General features: G+C 50.9%; 11 protein-coding genes and 1 pseudogene. 6 read left to right on the top strand and 6 right to left on the bottom strand.

The window, feature by feature from the left end:
* The first annotated feature begins 213 nt into the window (after positions 1-213).
* Both ACPXSQ_RS01355 and ACPXSQ_RS01350 read left to right on the top strand, forming a co-directional pair.
* A complete protein-coding gene (locus ACPXSQ_RS01355) occupies positions 214-1,635 on the top strand; it encodes an L-fucose/L-arabinose isomerase family protein (protein ID WP_426142563.1) in 1,422 nt (473 codons plus the stop codon).
* 384 nt (positions 1,636-2,019) lie between these two features.
* On the top strand, positions 2,020-2,430 hold the full coding sequence (locus ACPXSQ_RS01350) for a hypothetical protein (protein WP_071785189.1): 411 nt from the start codon (positions 2,020-2,022) through the stop codon (positions 2,428-2,430).
* 157 nt (positions 2,431-2,587) lie between these two features.
* On the opposite strand, the gene ACPXSQ_RS01345 is transcribed toward ACPXSQ_RS01350, so the two are convergent.
* The 5 genes from ACPXSQ_RS01345 to ACPXSQ_RS01325 form a co-directional block, all read right to left on the bottom strand.
* Positions 2,588-3,286, bottom strand: a complete 699-nt coding sequence (locus tag ACPXSQ_RS01345; protein ID WP_042676411.1) for a DUF1868 domain-containing protein — start codon at positions 3,284-3,286, stop codon at positions 2,588-2,590.
* A gap of 348 nt (positions 3,287-3,634) precedes the next feature.
* Complete coding sequence (locus tag ACPXSQ_RS01340) at positions 3,635-3,904, bottom strand: hypothetical protein (RefSeq protein WP_019105965.1); 270 nt, start codon at positions 3,902-3,904, stop codon at positions 3,635-3,637.
* A gap of 102 nt (positions 3,905-4,006) precedes the next feature.
* Positions 4,007-5,038, bottom strand: a complete 1,032-nt coding sequence (locus tag ACPXSQ_RS01335) for a hypothetical protein (RefSeq protein ID WP_042676410.1) — start codon at positions 5,036-5,038, stop codon at positions 4,007-4,009.
* A gap of 362 nt (positions 5,039-5,400) precedes the next feature.
* Complete coding sequence (locus tag ACPXSQ_RS01330; protein WP_042676409.1) at positions 5,401-7,029, bottom strand: ABC transporter substrate-binding protein; 1,629 nt, start codon at positions 7,027-7,029, stop codon at positions 5,401-5,403.
* A 24-nt stretch (positions 7,030-7,053) separates the two neighbouring features.
* On the bottom strand, positions 7,054-7,425 hold the full coding sequence (locus ACPXSQ_RS01325; RefSeq protein WP_029569754.1) for a hypothetical protein: 372 nt from the start codon (positions 7,423-7,425) through the stop codon (positions 7,054-7,056).
* A gap of 60 nt (positions 7,426-7,485) precedes the next feature.
* Between ACPXSQ_RS01325 and ACPXSQ_RS01320 the strand changes: the two genes are divergently transcribed.
* The 4 genes from ACPXSQ_RS01320 to ACPXSQ_RS01305 all read left to right on the top strand — a co-directional run bounded on the left by ACPXSQ_RS01320 (position 7,486) and on the right by ACPXSQ_RS01305 (position 12,842).
* Positions 7,486-7,635 carry a hypothetical protein gene (locus ACPXSQ_RS01320; RefSeq protein WP_019105962.1) on the top strand — a complete coding sequence of 50 codons (150 nt, stop codon included), beginning with the start codon at positions 7,486-7,488 and terminating at the stop codon, positions 7,633-7,635.
* 154 nt (positions 7,636-7,789) lie between these two features.
* A complete protein-coding gene (locus tag ACPXSQ_RS01315) occupies positions 7,790-8,227 on the top strand; it encodes a DcrB-related protein (RefSeq protein ID WP_013024967.1) in 438 nt (145 codons plus the stop codon).
* A 17-nt stretch (positions 8,228-8,244) separates the two neighbouring features.
* Entirely contained in the window at positions 8,245-12,453 is a 4,209-nt protein-coding gene (locus ACPXSQ_RS01310; RefSeq protein WP_128392279.1) for an RHS repeat-associated core domain-containing protein, read from the top strand.
* A gap of 8 nt (positions 12,454-12,461) precedes the next feature.
* Positions 12,462-12,842, top strand: a complete 381-nt coding sequence (locus ACPXSQ_RS01305; RefSeq protein ID WP_019105960.1) for an Imm10 family immunity protein — start codon at positions 12,462-12,464, stop codon at positions 12,840-12,842.
* Positions 12,843-13,297: 455 nt separating this feature from the next.
* On the opposite strand, the pseudogene ACPXSQ_RS01300 reads toward ACPXSQ_RS01305, so the two are convergent.
* Positions 13,298-14,395, bottom strand: a pseudogene (locus ACPXSQ_RS01300) (IS3 family transposase).
* Between the last annotated feature and the right edge of the window lie 400 nt (positions 14,396-14,795).

Here is a 14,795-nt window from a genome sequence, read left to right as displayed (position 1 = left end):
AAAACAAAAATAGACAAAAACAGGCATCACGAACAATGTGAGAATGAATTAATAAAATCAAACTCACCCGATAAGAAAAGCGTCCACTTGAATGGTTTGCACAGATCACACCATCTGTAAAAGCCAGAACAAAATAAACAACATCATTAACAATGATGAAATTTTAAAACATCAAAACACCCATAATAAACCTATGCATACCGGAGAAAAATCATGTCAAGAATACCACATCAATTAACCATGGCCGTTATTATCGCTAACCGGGGGTTCTTCCCCGGATACGTCGTCAATGAGGCGCGCGAGCAGATTATTGAGGTGTTTATTCAGCACGATATCAATCCGGTAATGCTCGATGAAACCCAGACCCGCTACGGTGGCGTTGAAACACGTGCAGAAGCCAAAATATGTGCAGCATGGTTACGCGCTCGTCGTGACGATATTCATGGCGTGGTGGTATTGCTTCCCAATTTTGGCGATGAAAAAGCCGTTTCAGAAGCATTACGTCTTTCCGGACTTAATGTTCCCGTGTTAATTCAGGCCCAGCCAGACCGCCTGGACAAGATGCATCTCGCCAGTCGGCGAGACAGTTTTTGCGGCAAAATCTCCCTGTGTAATAACCTGCGTCAATATGACATTCCCTTCACCTTAACCACCCAGCACGTGAGTGACTTAGCGGGTGAATCTTTTGCCCGGGATATAAGCCGGTTTAAGCAGGTTTGCCGGGTGGTCAGCAGCATGCGCGGCGCGCGAGTGGGCGCAATTGGTGCGCGTCCTGCTGGTTTTAATACCGTTCGCTACAGTGAAAAATTACTTGAAAGGCTGGGCATCGCCGTGGAAACCCTGGATTTATCGGAGGTGTTCAGCAGAATGAAACGGTTAGGCGACAGCGATATTCGTGTCGATGAGAAGCGCCGCCTGCTGCTGGATAATGCGCATGCCAGCACGATGGCTTCAGATAAAATCACCGTCATGGCAAAGTTGTTCGTGGTCATCGCTGAATGGGTTATAGCTGAAGACATTGATGCCACCGCCATCCAGTGCTGGACCTCATTGCAGGAAACGCTCGGTATTAACGCGTGCTCTGTGATGAGCGTGATGTCCGGTCTGTTACTGCCCAGCGCCTGTGAAGTCGATGTGATGGGCGCATTATCCATGTATGCCCTTGCCAGTTGCAGCCTGAGTCCGGCCTCCATTGCCGACTGGAATAATAACTACGGCGACGATCCAGACAAATGTGTGCTGTTTCACTGTGGCAACTTTGCTACAGCCTCTCTGGAGGACGCCACAATGGGCACCGCCAATATTATTGGTCATCGCGTCGGCAACGAAAATACCTGTGGTGCCGTTCATGGCAGAAGTAAAACTGGCAACATCACCTTCTTCCGACTGAGCTCAGACGATCTGAGGGGAGAAATTAAAGCCTATGTGGGTGAAGGCGTCTCCGTGAACGATCCGCTAGACACCGTTGGCTGTCGTGCGGTCATTGAAGTGCCGCAGCTGGAACGCTTGCTGGCGTGGATTTGCCGTAACGGCTTCGAGCATCACGTAACCTTTAACCACGCATCCTGCGCAGAGGCTTTGCATGAAGCCTTTACCCGCTATTTACAGGTTGGGACGCATTTTCATTGCCAATAAGGTTGATGTTAAATCAAGGCGGTTTGGTACACAGGCTATTGAGCCTGTTTAACTGTTACAGAAATTTCAAGGGGCCTGGATGTTGAACGACATCCCTTTTACCCGTTTCGTTATTCCTGTTTTCGCTGTGCTACCGCCTCACTCTTGTGCATCAATCGCAACAATGTTAAGTCACATCAGGTATTCATCCTGGTGAAAGATGAGTAAGCAATGATGACTCACATTTTCAGTCAGACATCCTTAAAGTAACGCTTACCCCCTGACGACCGGAAGGGAGTAACAGAAATGTTTACCTTAAAAATAGTTCAGCGACAGTCATTCCCGAGAATGGAAAGCAGCACTGATTCCATAAATTTATCTGAATATGAAACAAGGATACTCTGCATGAAAACCCAAATTAACACCTTATTATTATTATCACTATTTTCTTTTGGTAGTCAGGCTGCTTCATTCACAATCAATGCAAAAGATCATTGCATCTATCCACCATTAAGTAACGTCAGGGTACAGGCGGGTACTGCATTACAGTTTCAGTTGCAACCCGGCACCTATACTGTGTCCCTGCTTTCGAATAGCATGAGTTGTGCAAATGGTTCGCTGAGCGACGGCTGCCAAATTAGTTCAGTCTATTTACAGGGCGGTTTAGGCAATGCTCGCTGGGGGACCACTGTTGGTAGTACACCTATTACCGTCAACGTCCCAACAACCTCAACGTTTATGGCATTTGTGACAGATGACAACTGCGTTGATAATACAGGTAGTGCGACCATACAAGCGGATAAAGTTTCAAATTAACGAATCCCGCGGACCGTCTTTCCAGGGCGGTCCGCGGCATTATTTTTATACATTCGTTTTAATCCCCCCAGTTAAAAATTTTTATTTATAATTTTTCAATTTCCGTGTTAATACGAGGCATTCAGGTGTCCCCCTTAATACGCAACAGAACTTTTGGCTATTCCAGCCTTAAAAACGGCGTATACCGAGACATATCCCTGAAGGTACAAAACTCAGGCGCACCCAGCGTCATCACCGGCGCAACCCGCAGCAGCTTTTCCAGATATCCGGCTCTTAAAATTTGCAGCAGGCGCAACTCCTCATCGTTCGGTTTATTGATGAGATAAGAGACACTGACATGAAATTCGTAGACATCATGATTATTTCGTTTGCAGTTAAGCGTGCGGCTGAGCGCATCTCTGAGCGACCGTATTTTGCGCTCTTCCGCCCTGTCCAACGGCGCCAGCGACAGCGAGACGCCACGTTTTAAGGCAATGGCTCCAATGCGCATCTGCAAAGGTAACGAGGGCATGAGCCTGAAATTTGCCAGCTTCGCCGCGAACAGGCGGTCGCACTCTTCCATCGACGCATCAAGATTCAGGTCTTGTGGCCAGGCCGGATAGTGCCGTGCCCGGTCATTGGCACCGTTAAACACCGTCATATGGTAGCTCGACTGCGGCAGAAATGCGTAACAACGCCCCAGCCCTGCGGCTTTCATTGCATCAACCATTTCGCCAGTCACACGGACGATTTCACTGTCCTGTTCGAGATGACAAATCAGCGTGTTGCCTCTGAATGGCAGTACCTCACCTTTGGCGTTAAATTTTTCACCGATGGCATTTTCTATCCATCCTTCCTGCTCCAGCACTTCTGACATGATTCAGGCTCCCGCGCGCTCGAGATGGCTTTCCTGAGACGATTACTCTCTAAGCTGGCATAACCAGGCGATATGATGACGTGCTTCAGGAACGCTCTTTGTGACTGCCGAACCACAGCATAAAGCATGATTGTGACCGTTATCAGGCAGCAGGAGTGATGGAAAATCAGGACAGCGGGCTGGCTTTAATACAGAACAGGCAAAAAAGACATCCGAATGCGTTTTATGAAGCCATCATGGGCACAAAGCAGATAATTAACAGTTTGGTTTCTTACCGCTGTCGGGTTTGAGCCTGGCCTTTTTTAACCAGGCGTTGTGCCCCGTCGCCTGCGGATATCCGCAAGCGGGCTATTTTTTCCGTAACAGAAAAACAGCAATGGCGGTAAGCACGCCCATCAGTGGCATAGCGATCGCGCCCGAGAAGAAGTCGTGATGATCTTTTTGATTGCTTCGACGAATATCAGCAAAGCGGTTAAGTGCCCGATGCTTGTCAGTTGCACTCACCTCTTCGAATTGCTTTTTATAGCCCTTATCTTCTAACTGAGAACCACCGTCCGCATCATGTCTTTCCAGCACGACGGTGTGCTGACCTTTTTGATAGAAACAGTAATCTGGCATTTTGCGCTTCGCCTGAAAGAAGAGGAGAAATGACTCTATCCTGCTGCGGTTGATGTTGTAAATACCTCTCCCCCCTCACGCTTCAGCCACCAGCCTGATGGGTTACACATTATGCGCTGATACCGAATGATGCCCACTGTTGAAGGAATTACCAGACTGGGCATTTATGGTCTGAAAATGCGCTCCGCCAGGGTTGTCTCTGTGCATGCCGGCTACTGGCTTATCGGATATCAATCTGGTGGTCGCGGTTTGCTGACTGTTGGCTTCACCAGCCTGACTCGATTGCTCCCCTGTCATCCTGTTGTCAGCCTTCGCGATAACAGATTTCACTGAACCGTCAGAAGGCATATAGAGCGCCTGCTGCAGGATAGTTTCATTTTGTGACAGGTTCTCATCCACCTGCGCCAGCTGACGACGCAGGACGTTAAGCTTTACAGATGTGGCTAGCGGTATTTGAAGCTGTTGGTCGTTCAAAACGTTTAACTGCTGGCGGGCACCATACTGTTGCTGTAACAGCGCACGGTACTGGCTTTCATAGCCCCATACCGTCGATTGCTCCTGCTCAAACTGAAGCGTGGAGATGTATCCTTTTGCTAACAGCGGTCGCCAGGTGTTGACCAGCTTCTGAGCCATACCCATTTGCGCCGATTCAATTTTAATCTGGTCCGCCAGTTGCTCAAGTTGACCATTCAGCATGGCCTGCTGGAAGCGGCTGTCGCTGACCTGTTGCAGAGCAAGCTGCTGGGTGTGATCGATGTCCTGCAGCAGACTGCTCTGCTCAAGCTTCAACTGCGCACTGACGAGCCGAATTTTTTCCGCAGCTAACCGGGTCTGGGCTGAGGCAAGTTCAAGCGAAGCGGCGGTCAGCGCGGGCTGGCCCTGGCTGTTCTGCCCCTGCTTAACCGTGCCGCCTGCAGGCGCATTGAAGGCCACAGGTTGTGGCTGCGCGGCCTGTCTGGCGGCTGACGGGCGCACGTGAAGCGGATGGCTTTGAACGAAATAAATGACGGTTATTGTCCCAACAACGAGTGAAACCAGGTTCCGACGAAGCAACAGTGCCAACGGGGACAGGGTTTCACCGCACTCAGCGCCGGATGATTCAACGATCTGTTTCTTAAAAAATGGGTTTTCCATTTTTATACCTTCAATAATGACGTATGGATATTACCGGGCAAGGCGCCATGTAACAGATGTTTTGTGAGTGCGGTTAATTCAAGGCTAATCGGGTAACGGATTACCCTCTGCGCTTAACATCCCATTTCCTTGTGCCGTTTTAAAACAGAAGAACATTTCCAGTCGTTACCTTTTGCAAGCGAGTTTCAATCTTTCGGGTTTGCTGTGTCAGAGAACGGCTTTGACTGCATATGAAGGGACGTTTTACGGCGCTGACAGAAAAGGCGGGGGATGTCACCAGGCGAGCCAGGGCCAAAAGCTGGCCCCAGCGAGCAAACAGCACTCAGCAGTTCGGTTACGTCAGAAACGTACCGCCGCGCGTTTTATTTAACAAGATAAAGGTCCTTGGTGTAATAAAACCGCAGATGCGATGGGGCATAACCGCCGACTTTTGGGTTAACCATCTGATTAAGCGCGCCATAAAACACCGGAATAACCGGCGCATCTTTTGCAATAATGTCGCTGGCTTTCTGGTAATCCTGGGTTACGGCGTTTGGATCGGTATCCATTCCCGCGGCTTTTACTGCCGCATCAAACGCTGTGCTGGCATAACCTGAGCTATTCTGACTGTCGCCACTGCGGAAGGTATTTAAAAAAGTAGAGGGCTCACTGTAGTCACCAATCCAGGTGTAGCGCACCAGATCATATTGCCTCTGATGCATGGTATCCAGCATGGTTTTCCATTCCTGATTTTGCAGCGTGACCTTCGCACCTAACGTTTTACCCCACATGGAAGCAGCGGCAATCGCGATACGTTGGTTATCCTGATTGGTGTTGTAGAGCAGGGTAAAACTCAGAGGATGGCTGGCTGAAAAACCGGCTTCGCTGAGTAACGCCTGAGCTTTTTTGATGCGCTGCGCCTGCGTCCAGCCCGCCCAGTCAGGCGGAGACAGTTTGACGTCCCCCATTGATAATGGCACAACGGTATAAGCCGGTTTCTGTCCCATGCCGATAACCTTATCGGCGATGATGCCTTTATCCAGCGCCAGGTCCAGCGCCTGACGCACGCGGACATCGGTAAAGGGCGGTTTATGCGTATTTATCTGGAAATAGAACACACTATAAACAGAGGTGCTGTGTACTTCTTTGGGCCGCTCTTTTTTCATTCGAGGGAAATCAATGGCGGGAATGTTGTCCGTAATGGTAATGCCGCCGGCAAGGTAGCGGTTAAGCTCGGCAGAAACATCATTAATCGGTAAAAACGTTACGCGATTAATTAGGGTATGCGCGTTATCCCAATAGCGATCGTTACGGTTCAGCGTGATTTTTTCATTAACTACCCACTGATCCAGTTTATAGGCACCGCTGCTGACCATGTTGCCCGGCTGGGTCCAGGCCTCACCAAACTTTTTAACGTTATTTTCGCTGACCGGAAACAGGGAAGGATGGGCAACAAACTGCAAAAAATAGGACACCGGCTGATCCAGAGTAACCTGCACGGTGTGCGCGTCTAAGGCTTTTACGCCCAGGCTGTCAGGCGAGCTTTTACCGCCCGTCACCGCATCAGCGTTAAGGATATGCGCATAGTTAGCAAAGGATGCATAAGGCGATGCCGTTTTGGGATCGGTCAGACGACGCCAGCTGAAGACAACATCTTCAGCTGTCAGCGGCGATCCGTCTGACCATGTCAGGTCAGGACGAAGATGAAAGGTCCAGACTTTGTTGTCGGCCGTTTCCCACGAAGCAGCCAGTCCCGGTATGACTTTGCCCTCTGGATCAGTCCGCACCAGCCCTTCAAACAGGTCGTTAATAACTGAAAAGGCATCGTTGGTTTCAGCTTTATCAACATCCAGGGTAGCAGGCTCGGCTCCATTGCCCCGCACGATCTCCTGCACGGGAGCCAATGTCACACCATTGGGTACGTTTGCCCCAAAGGCCGCCGTCGAGCACGATAACCCCGTGATTATTACAGACAACCCCATACGGGCAACATATAAACGGCTTACCGACATTCGTCCAACTCCTTTCGCATTGTTTTAAGATGACTTCACCCCATCAGCACTGCAATTTACAGGCCAGAGATAAGGGTAAGCGCCACGCCAGCCTGCACCCGATCTGAGACTAAAACCGCGTTGTATTGCACAGTTCTGATGCAAGGAGCCGGCGTATCCGCTCAAAAACAGCGCCGCTGTAATCTGCATATGTTCATTTTCAGCTATCAAACATAACGATGTTGCCTGCGCGAATAACTGTCGTGGTTCGTTTATCAGGGAAGCAGGAATATTGGGAAAGGTGTTCTCAGGATTAAACGCGTGCGACAAGGCCAGAACATGAGGCTGCGACCGGTTTTCGCTGCTGAACGCCCCGATTAACGGAACTTTTACGCTATCCTGCCGGGTCTTTTTCATCCGCTACACACTTGTACAAACAGGGCTTGATATAGTCATTCATATCAATCAGGAGCCTGTATGAAAAAAGTGATTCTGTTCGTTATCGCGTTAGCAAGTGTTTCTGCCCTTTCGGGTTGTGTCTGGCCATTCTGGGGCCCTGGAGGCGATGGCCCGGGACATATGGGCCCTGGCGGCGGCGGTGGGCCTGGCGGCGGTCCACACAGGTAACACATGATGGCCTCACCAGGAGGCCATTGTTTGCATCGCGATCAGGATTATTCTGACATTACATTTACGCCCTCTCTCTGCGCATGCCTTTGCTGGAGATTCGCCGCTTTTCATGACAAACTTGAGCACATCTTAAGGATAGGGAATCTGCACGATGTCAGGCTCAAACATCGCTTGTCTGTTTACTGAAGGCCAAATCACACTGCCTGATGATTATCAGGACCGCACGGTTAACGCTTTCACCGCCTCTGATGCCACTGCTCCCGCTTTTAATATTTCACGCGATACGCTTAACGAGGGTGAAACGCTGCCTGCGTACATCGACCGTCAGCTCACGCTAATGCAAAAACACATAAAGGGATGGAAACAAACCGAACGTAGCGCTGCGGTATTGGGTGACGCGCTGCTACAGGGTGAATGCGTACACGCCAGTTTTCTGCGTGACGGCAAACGTATCTGGCAACAGCAGTCGGTCTTCACGCCCGATGGTCACAAAGTACTGGTCTTTACCATGACCTCTACGTCCGCCATTGGTGACGCGGACAGCGAACAGTTTCAGGCACTGCTTAAAAGTTTTCGTTTTAACGCTTAACGACAAGGGCAATTATCATGTTTGAAGCTGCACGCCTCGGCGATGATATCGGTCACTCTCATGCCCTGGCGGGCATGATTGCAGGCACTATCGTCGGTGGACTGATCGCTGCGGCGGGCGGTATTGCTGCGGGTGCATTGATGATTGCCGGGATAGGCGCCTCCTGCCTTGGCGTGGGCGTATTGCTGGTTGGACTCAGTATCGGCGTGGGTTACCTTACTGGCGAACTGGCCACCGCCGCGCGAGACGGAATAGCGGATGCTGGGGCGGCCAGCATGACCCCAAAGGGCAAGATTACCACCGGTTCGCCCAACGTCTTTATTAACAGTAAACCCGCCGCCATGGCCACCAACAGCATAGTGGCCTGCAAGGACGATGGTCCGCAGCAGATGGCGGAAGGCTCCTCCCGGGTGTATATCAACGGCCTGCCTGCATCACGCATCGACGATCGCACCACCTGCGATGCCAAAGTGATGACGGGCTCTGACAACGTCTATATCGGCGGCGAGCCTGAACAAACGCTGCCTATCCAACCTGAAGTGCCCGAATGGGTTTATAAAGCCTCCGATCTTACCCTGCTGTTTGCCGGGCTGGCCGGTGGCGTGGGCGGTGCGGCTGGCAAGGTCGGCGCGCTGGGTAAATTACTGAGCAAGATTCCCGGTATCAATAAAATCGCCCGGGTGGCCTGCCGTGCTGGTGCCTTGATGACCGGTGTGGCGGCCGCAGGTATTCTTGCCCGTCCCGTTGATATCGTAAGCGGCCAGAAGTTTCTTAGCGGCGATGATGAACTGGATTTTGTGCTGCCCTCCCGGCTACCGCTACGCTGGCAGCGCTACTGGCGCAGCGGTAATCCCGGCGACAGCGTATTAGGCCGTGGCTGGAACCTGTTCTGGGAAACACGGCTGGAACGCTACCAGGATGGGCTGGTCTGGCGTGCGCCCTCCGGCGACTACGTCTCTTTTCCTCTGGTGCCCAAAGGCCAGCGTACCTACTGCGAAGCGGAGAAACGCTGGCTGGAACATCATCGGGACGACAGTTGGTCATTGTATGACATCAGCGGTGAGCGCTGGCATTTTATGCCCCTGCGCAATGACGCCCCTTCTCTGCCCCTCTGCCTGACCGAGCCCTGCGGCAATGAGATTCAGTTCGACTGGAACCCCGATCACACATTGGCTGCGCTGACAGACAGTGCCGGTCAGCGCGTAACCTGCCGCTATGCGAATAACCGGCTCGCAGGTGCCTGGCTGGATGACGATATTTGTCTGGTCAGTTACGCTTATGATGATATCGGCCAACTCGTTACGGTAACGGGCCGGGGCGGTAGCGTGCGCCGACGCTTCCAGTGGCGCGATGGCCTGATGGTGGCCCATGAAGATATGAATGGCCTGATAAGTGAGTATCGCTGGCAGGAGATCGATGGCCTCCCAAGAGTGGTGGCCTTCCGTCACAGCGGCGGCGAGCAGCTGGATTTTGAGTACGATTTTGATAATGGCATCCGACGCGCGCGACGTGATGACGGCGTTGAAGCTCACTGGCTCATTGACGATGACGATCATGTCGCCCGCTTCACCGACTTCGATGGCCGCCAGACCATGCTGGTTTACCGCGCAGGAGAGTTGTGCGATGTGATTATGCCCGGCGGTGCCATGCGCTGCAGCAACTGGGACCGCTATGGCCGCATGACGCAGGAGATCGATCCGGTCGGACGTCGAACCACTTATCACTGGTTCCGCATGACCGACCGCGTGATCCGTACGGACTATCCCGATCTGAGCGCGGCTCAGGCGGCTTACGATCTTAATGTTCGCCTGCTGACTGAAACCGATGCGCTCAATAACGTCACCACCTATCACTACCCTGATGACACAGAACTGCTGCCAGACAGCATTACCGATGCAACGGGCGGCGTGGTGAAGCTGGAATGGAACCGACAAGGGCTGCTGACGCAGCGCACCGACTGCTCTGGCAGCGTAACGACGTTTAGCTACGACCGATTTGGCCAGCTTGTTCGCAGCGTGGATGCTGAAGGTCATGTCACCCAGCGCGAGTGGAATGACAAGGGACAACTCTGCGCCATTATCCATCCAGACGGCAGCCGGGAAACCCTGCACTGGAACACCCAGGGGCAGCTCAGTACGTGGCGCGATCCGCTGGAAACCGAAGTCCGCTGGACCTATAACGCACTCGGATTACCGGTGAGCCTGACGGACCGCATTGGTCGCACGCGTCGCTGGCATTACGATGCCCGTGGTAATCTGCTGCGGCTGGAAAACGGCAACGGCGGTGACTATCGCTTTACCTGCGATCCGCTCGGCCGTCCATTGAGTGAGATCCGGCCCGATAAGACCTCACGCAATATGGAATGGAATGCTCGTGGCTTTCTCATTGGTTTACAGGAAAATGGCCAGCCCGCTAATGACGGTGGCATAGCTCGACGCTGGCAGCGCTTTAGCTATGACGACAGCGGCTTGATTACCCAGCGCACAACGCAGCATGCTGAATACCACTACCGGCGTCATCGTAGCGGTCAACTTGCCAGCCTGGTTCGCACGCCGACCAGCGACGGAATGGCGCTTGGTATCGAAGACGATGAAATCGCCTTTACCTATGACGTCGCAGGTCAGCTGTTAACAGAAGCCGGTATAAACGGGAAACTGGATTACGAATGGGATGCGCTGGGCAACCTCACCCATCTGACCCTGCCGGGTGAACAGCAACTTGCCTGGCTGCACTACGGTTCGGGTCACGTCAGCGCGATTCGCTTTAATCAGCAACTGGTCAGTGAATTTACCCGCGACCGCCTGCATCGGGAAATTTTCCGCAGTCAGGGCGCGCGTGAGCAGGCGCGTCAGTACGACAGCCTTGGCAGGCGCACGATGCAGCGCAGTGAATTGCATAGCGAGGTGGTGCTACCGGAAAAAGCCATCCTGGAACGCGCTTTCCGCTATTCGGCACGCAGTGAACTGGAGTCTGTCAGTGATACGCTGCGCGGCGACATTATCTATGGTTACGATGATGAAGGCCGCCTGCTGAAGCACTATGAAGCCAGACAGGGCCACAGCACCTCGCATTTTGCTTACGATAATGCGGACAACCTGGCGGCAAACGACGATGCACTGCACGCGTTGCCAGTTACCGACAACCGTCTGCATCACTGGCAGAACCTGTTTATGAAGTACGATGACTGGGGCAACCTGGTCAGTCGCCGTAGCGGCCTGCATGAGCAGCATTTTACCTATGACGCCGAAAACCGGCTCATCACCGCCAAAGGCAATGGCCCGGACGGCGGGTTTACCGCACACTATCATTATGATGCGCTGGGCAGGCGCACCCGCAAAGTGGTCAGCACCCAGCACGATCGTAAAGAAGTGCGTTTTCTGTGGCAGGGCTATCGTCTGTTACAGGAGCAGCAGGAAAACGGCCAGCGTCAGACCTATCTGTACGATCCTAACGAGGCATGGAGCCCGCTGGCGCGCATCGACCATATGGCAGCAGGCGAACGGGGCGATGTGCTGTGGTTCAATACCGATCTCAATGGGGCACCGCTGGAGGTAACCGATGAACGGGGCGATATCCGCTGGAGCGGTCAGTACGGCAGCTTTGGCGAGGTACGCCGACAGACGGAGGGCTTTACCCGGCTGGCAAAACAGTCTGCCCTGCCCCATCAGCCGCTGCGCTATGCGGGCCAGTATGCGGACAGCGAAACCGGTCTGCATTACAATCTGTTCCGCTATTACGACCCGCAGGTGGGACGGTTTACGGTTCAGGACCCGATAGGGCTGGAAGGCGGCTGGAACCTGTATCAGTATGCGCCGAACCCTCTTAAGTGGATTGACCCTTTAGGCTTGGCATTTGGGACTGGCAAAGGAACACATACTGCAAATGCTACACTCTATGATAATGAAGGTAGAATTAAAGCTCAGGGCGTTTGGCAAAGTGGGAATATGACCCCCGAAGAAAAGGCTCTTGGTTTTCCACAAAGTTCACTAGCGACACACACTGAAGCCCGCATTACAAGGGAGTTAGATCAGATTGCCTCTCCTGGCGACAAGCTGGTTATTGATGGACAATATCCTCCATGTACTTCATGTCGTGGAAAAATGAATACTTTTAAAGTGAATACAGGTGCAGACGTTGTATATAACTGGCCAACTGACGAAGGTGATAAGCACACATGGTCAGCATCAGGTAAAAAATCGACTAAAGCAAAAAGCTGTTCTGGCTAAGGATGATTATGAATATGACTAAAAAAATTGATGCTATTTGTATTAGCTGTACAAATGAAGATGATGTACTCACTGTAGCTGTTGGGGATGATTACAACGATCCTAAAAATTATTTCATTATTGGGAGATTTGATGAAGATGATCTTACAGTCGATGAATGTATAGGTTTTCAAAGTGACTCCACTGAATATGAAATTGCTGATGCTATCGAAAAAGTCGAGCTTGATGATGAAAATTTAATTGTTTATCTTAACGATAATGCTGCGTTAAAAGCAGGGGCTAAGCAGTACTTAGCTGTACTAAAAAATGCCAAAGAAATAAATAATCTTAAACATTTTTTAAAAAAAATATTTGAAGACAGCAGTATTGATATAATAATAAAAAATTAAATTCAAAATGGCTTGCTCTGTTCCTGGTTATCATTCAAATGCATAACCTAGGGCAAGCCTCAACTTATAAATTAAATAACTTCTTAATAAGCAATTGTCGTGTTATGGCTTCAATGTTAAATGAACACCTTTAAGTTTTTATTAAACTTCAAAGCCAATAAAAATGACATTCTCTGACGCTCAAGAAAATTATATTTTAAAATAGATTTAATCCGCATGAGATCTAGATTGAAATAGTTTAATTCATAGAAGGATTTTTTGAAAACAACAATAAATATAGAGCCTAATAATTTCTCAGCTAGATAAGGTAGAGATATTATATATGACATCTATTATCTTTTACAGAGGCAGCAGGAGAACCGTCAGCTTCAGACCTATGTATACGATCCCAACAAGGCCCGGAGCCCGCTGGCGCGCATTGATCATATGTCAGTGGGTGTGTAAGCATACCCGTATTAGTTCCACGCACTTTTTGAGGTTTCCGGTTTTTCGGCCATCAGCCGGTACTCCTCCGGCGTCAGGTTATTCAGGGATTCATGAGGCCGCTCGCTGTTGTATTCCATCAGCCAGCGACTTGTGATTTCCCGAGCTTCATTCAGCGTTCTGAACAGGTAAAAATCCAGGATTTCTGTTCGGTACGTCCGGTTAAACCGTTCGATAAAGGCGTTCTGCGTTGGTTTTCCCGGCTTGATAAATTCCAGCATCACTCTATGCTCTTCAGCCCACTGTGCCAGCGTCAGTGAGACCAGTTCTGGTCCGTTTCAGTGGATAACCCCGGTTTGCCACGATTCTGTCCAGCACCCTGACCACCCGCTGTGCCGGGATATTCAGATCGATTTCTATGGCGAGGGCCTCGCGGTTAAAGTCATCAACCACATTAAAGGTCCGGAAGCGTCTGCCGCAGACCAGCGCATCATGCATAAAATCGATGGACCAGCTCTGGTTAAGCGCTTCCGGCGTAGCCAGTCGCGCCGGGTTACGTGCGGGGAAACGCTGTTTTCCCTTGCGACGAAAATTCAGTTTCAGCAGGCAGTAAATCCGGTGAACGCGTTTATGGTTCCAGGTGTTACCCTGCCTGCGCAGCAGCTGGAACAGCTTTTTGAAGCCGTATCGCGGGTAGCGCTCTGCCAGCTCAGTCAGCACCTGGATCACCGGTTCATCACGCCGGGTATCGGGCTGGTAAAAATAGACCGTCCTGCTCAGCGATAACGTCCTGCAGGCCTGGCGAATGCTCATGGTAAATTGCGCAGTCAGGTAACCGACGAGCTCACGCTTTATAGCTGGTTTTAAAGCTTTTTTTCGATGACTTCTTTAAGTGCCCGGCATTCAAGGCTGAGATCAGCAAACATCTGTTTGAGGCGACGGTTTTCATCCTCCAGGTCTTTCATCTTTTTTATATCAGAGGCTTCCATACCGCCAAACTTCGCTTTCCAGTTGTAATAGCTGGCTTCAGAGATACCGGCTTCACGGCAGACATCCTTAACGGTACGTCCGGCTTCGACGGACTTCAGAACGGCAATGATCTGGTGTTCGGTGAATCGGGCTTTACGCATGGTGATCTCCTCACAGGACATAATCAGTATGTCGGAAGATCTCTAAAAGTGAATGGTTCGTTTAAGCGGGATACTTACAAATTGACCGCTTAACGGTGTTTGCTGTTCCACTGCTCCCCAAACCCCGGCTCACCGGCCGGGATTTGCGTATGTCACTTGGAATTTAAAGGCGAAGTCGGTTTCTCTTTAGACATAAGGCATTGCCCCATGCCAATAATAATCCCGCATCCGATTGATATTTCAGCTCCTCTGATTAGGTCATTTCGATCAAAATCAAAATCACCTACTAAAAAATAGGATGCCAGAGATATAAGTAACCGACCACCTACAAGAGTAATGAATAGGCCAACAGTCCATAAAGTGACCAATAATAATAAGAGTCTAATTTTCTTATTTGCAT

It is taken from the genome of Pantoea sp. EEL5, assembly GCF_049892805.1.
GTDB classification, from domain to species: Bacteria; Pseudomonadota; Gammaproteobacteria; order Enterobacterales; family Enterobacteriaceae; genus Pantoea; species Pantoea ananatis.
This window is presented reverse-complemented; position numbering and strand designations above follow the sequence as displayed.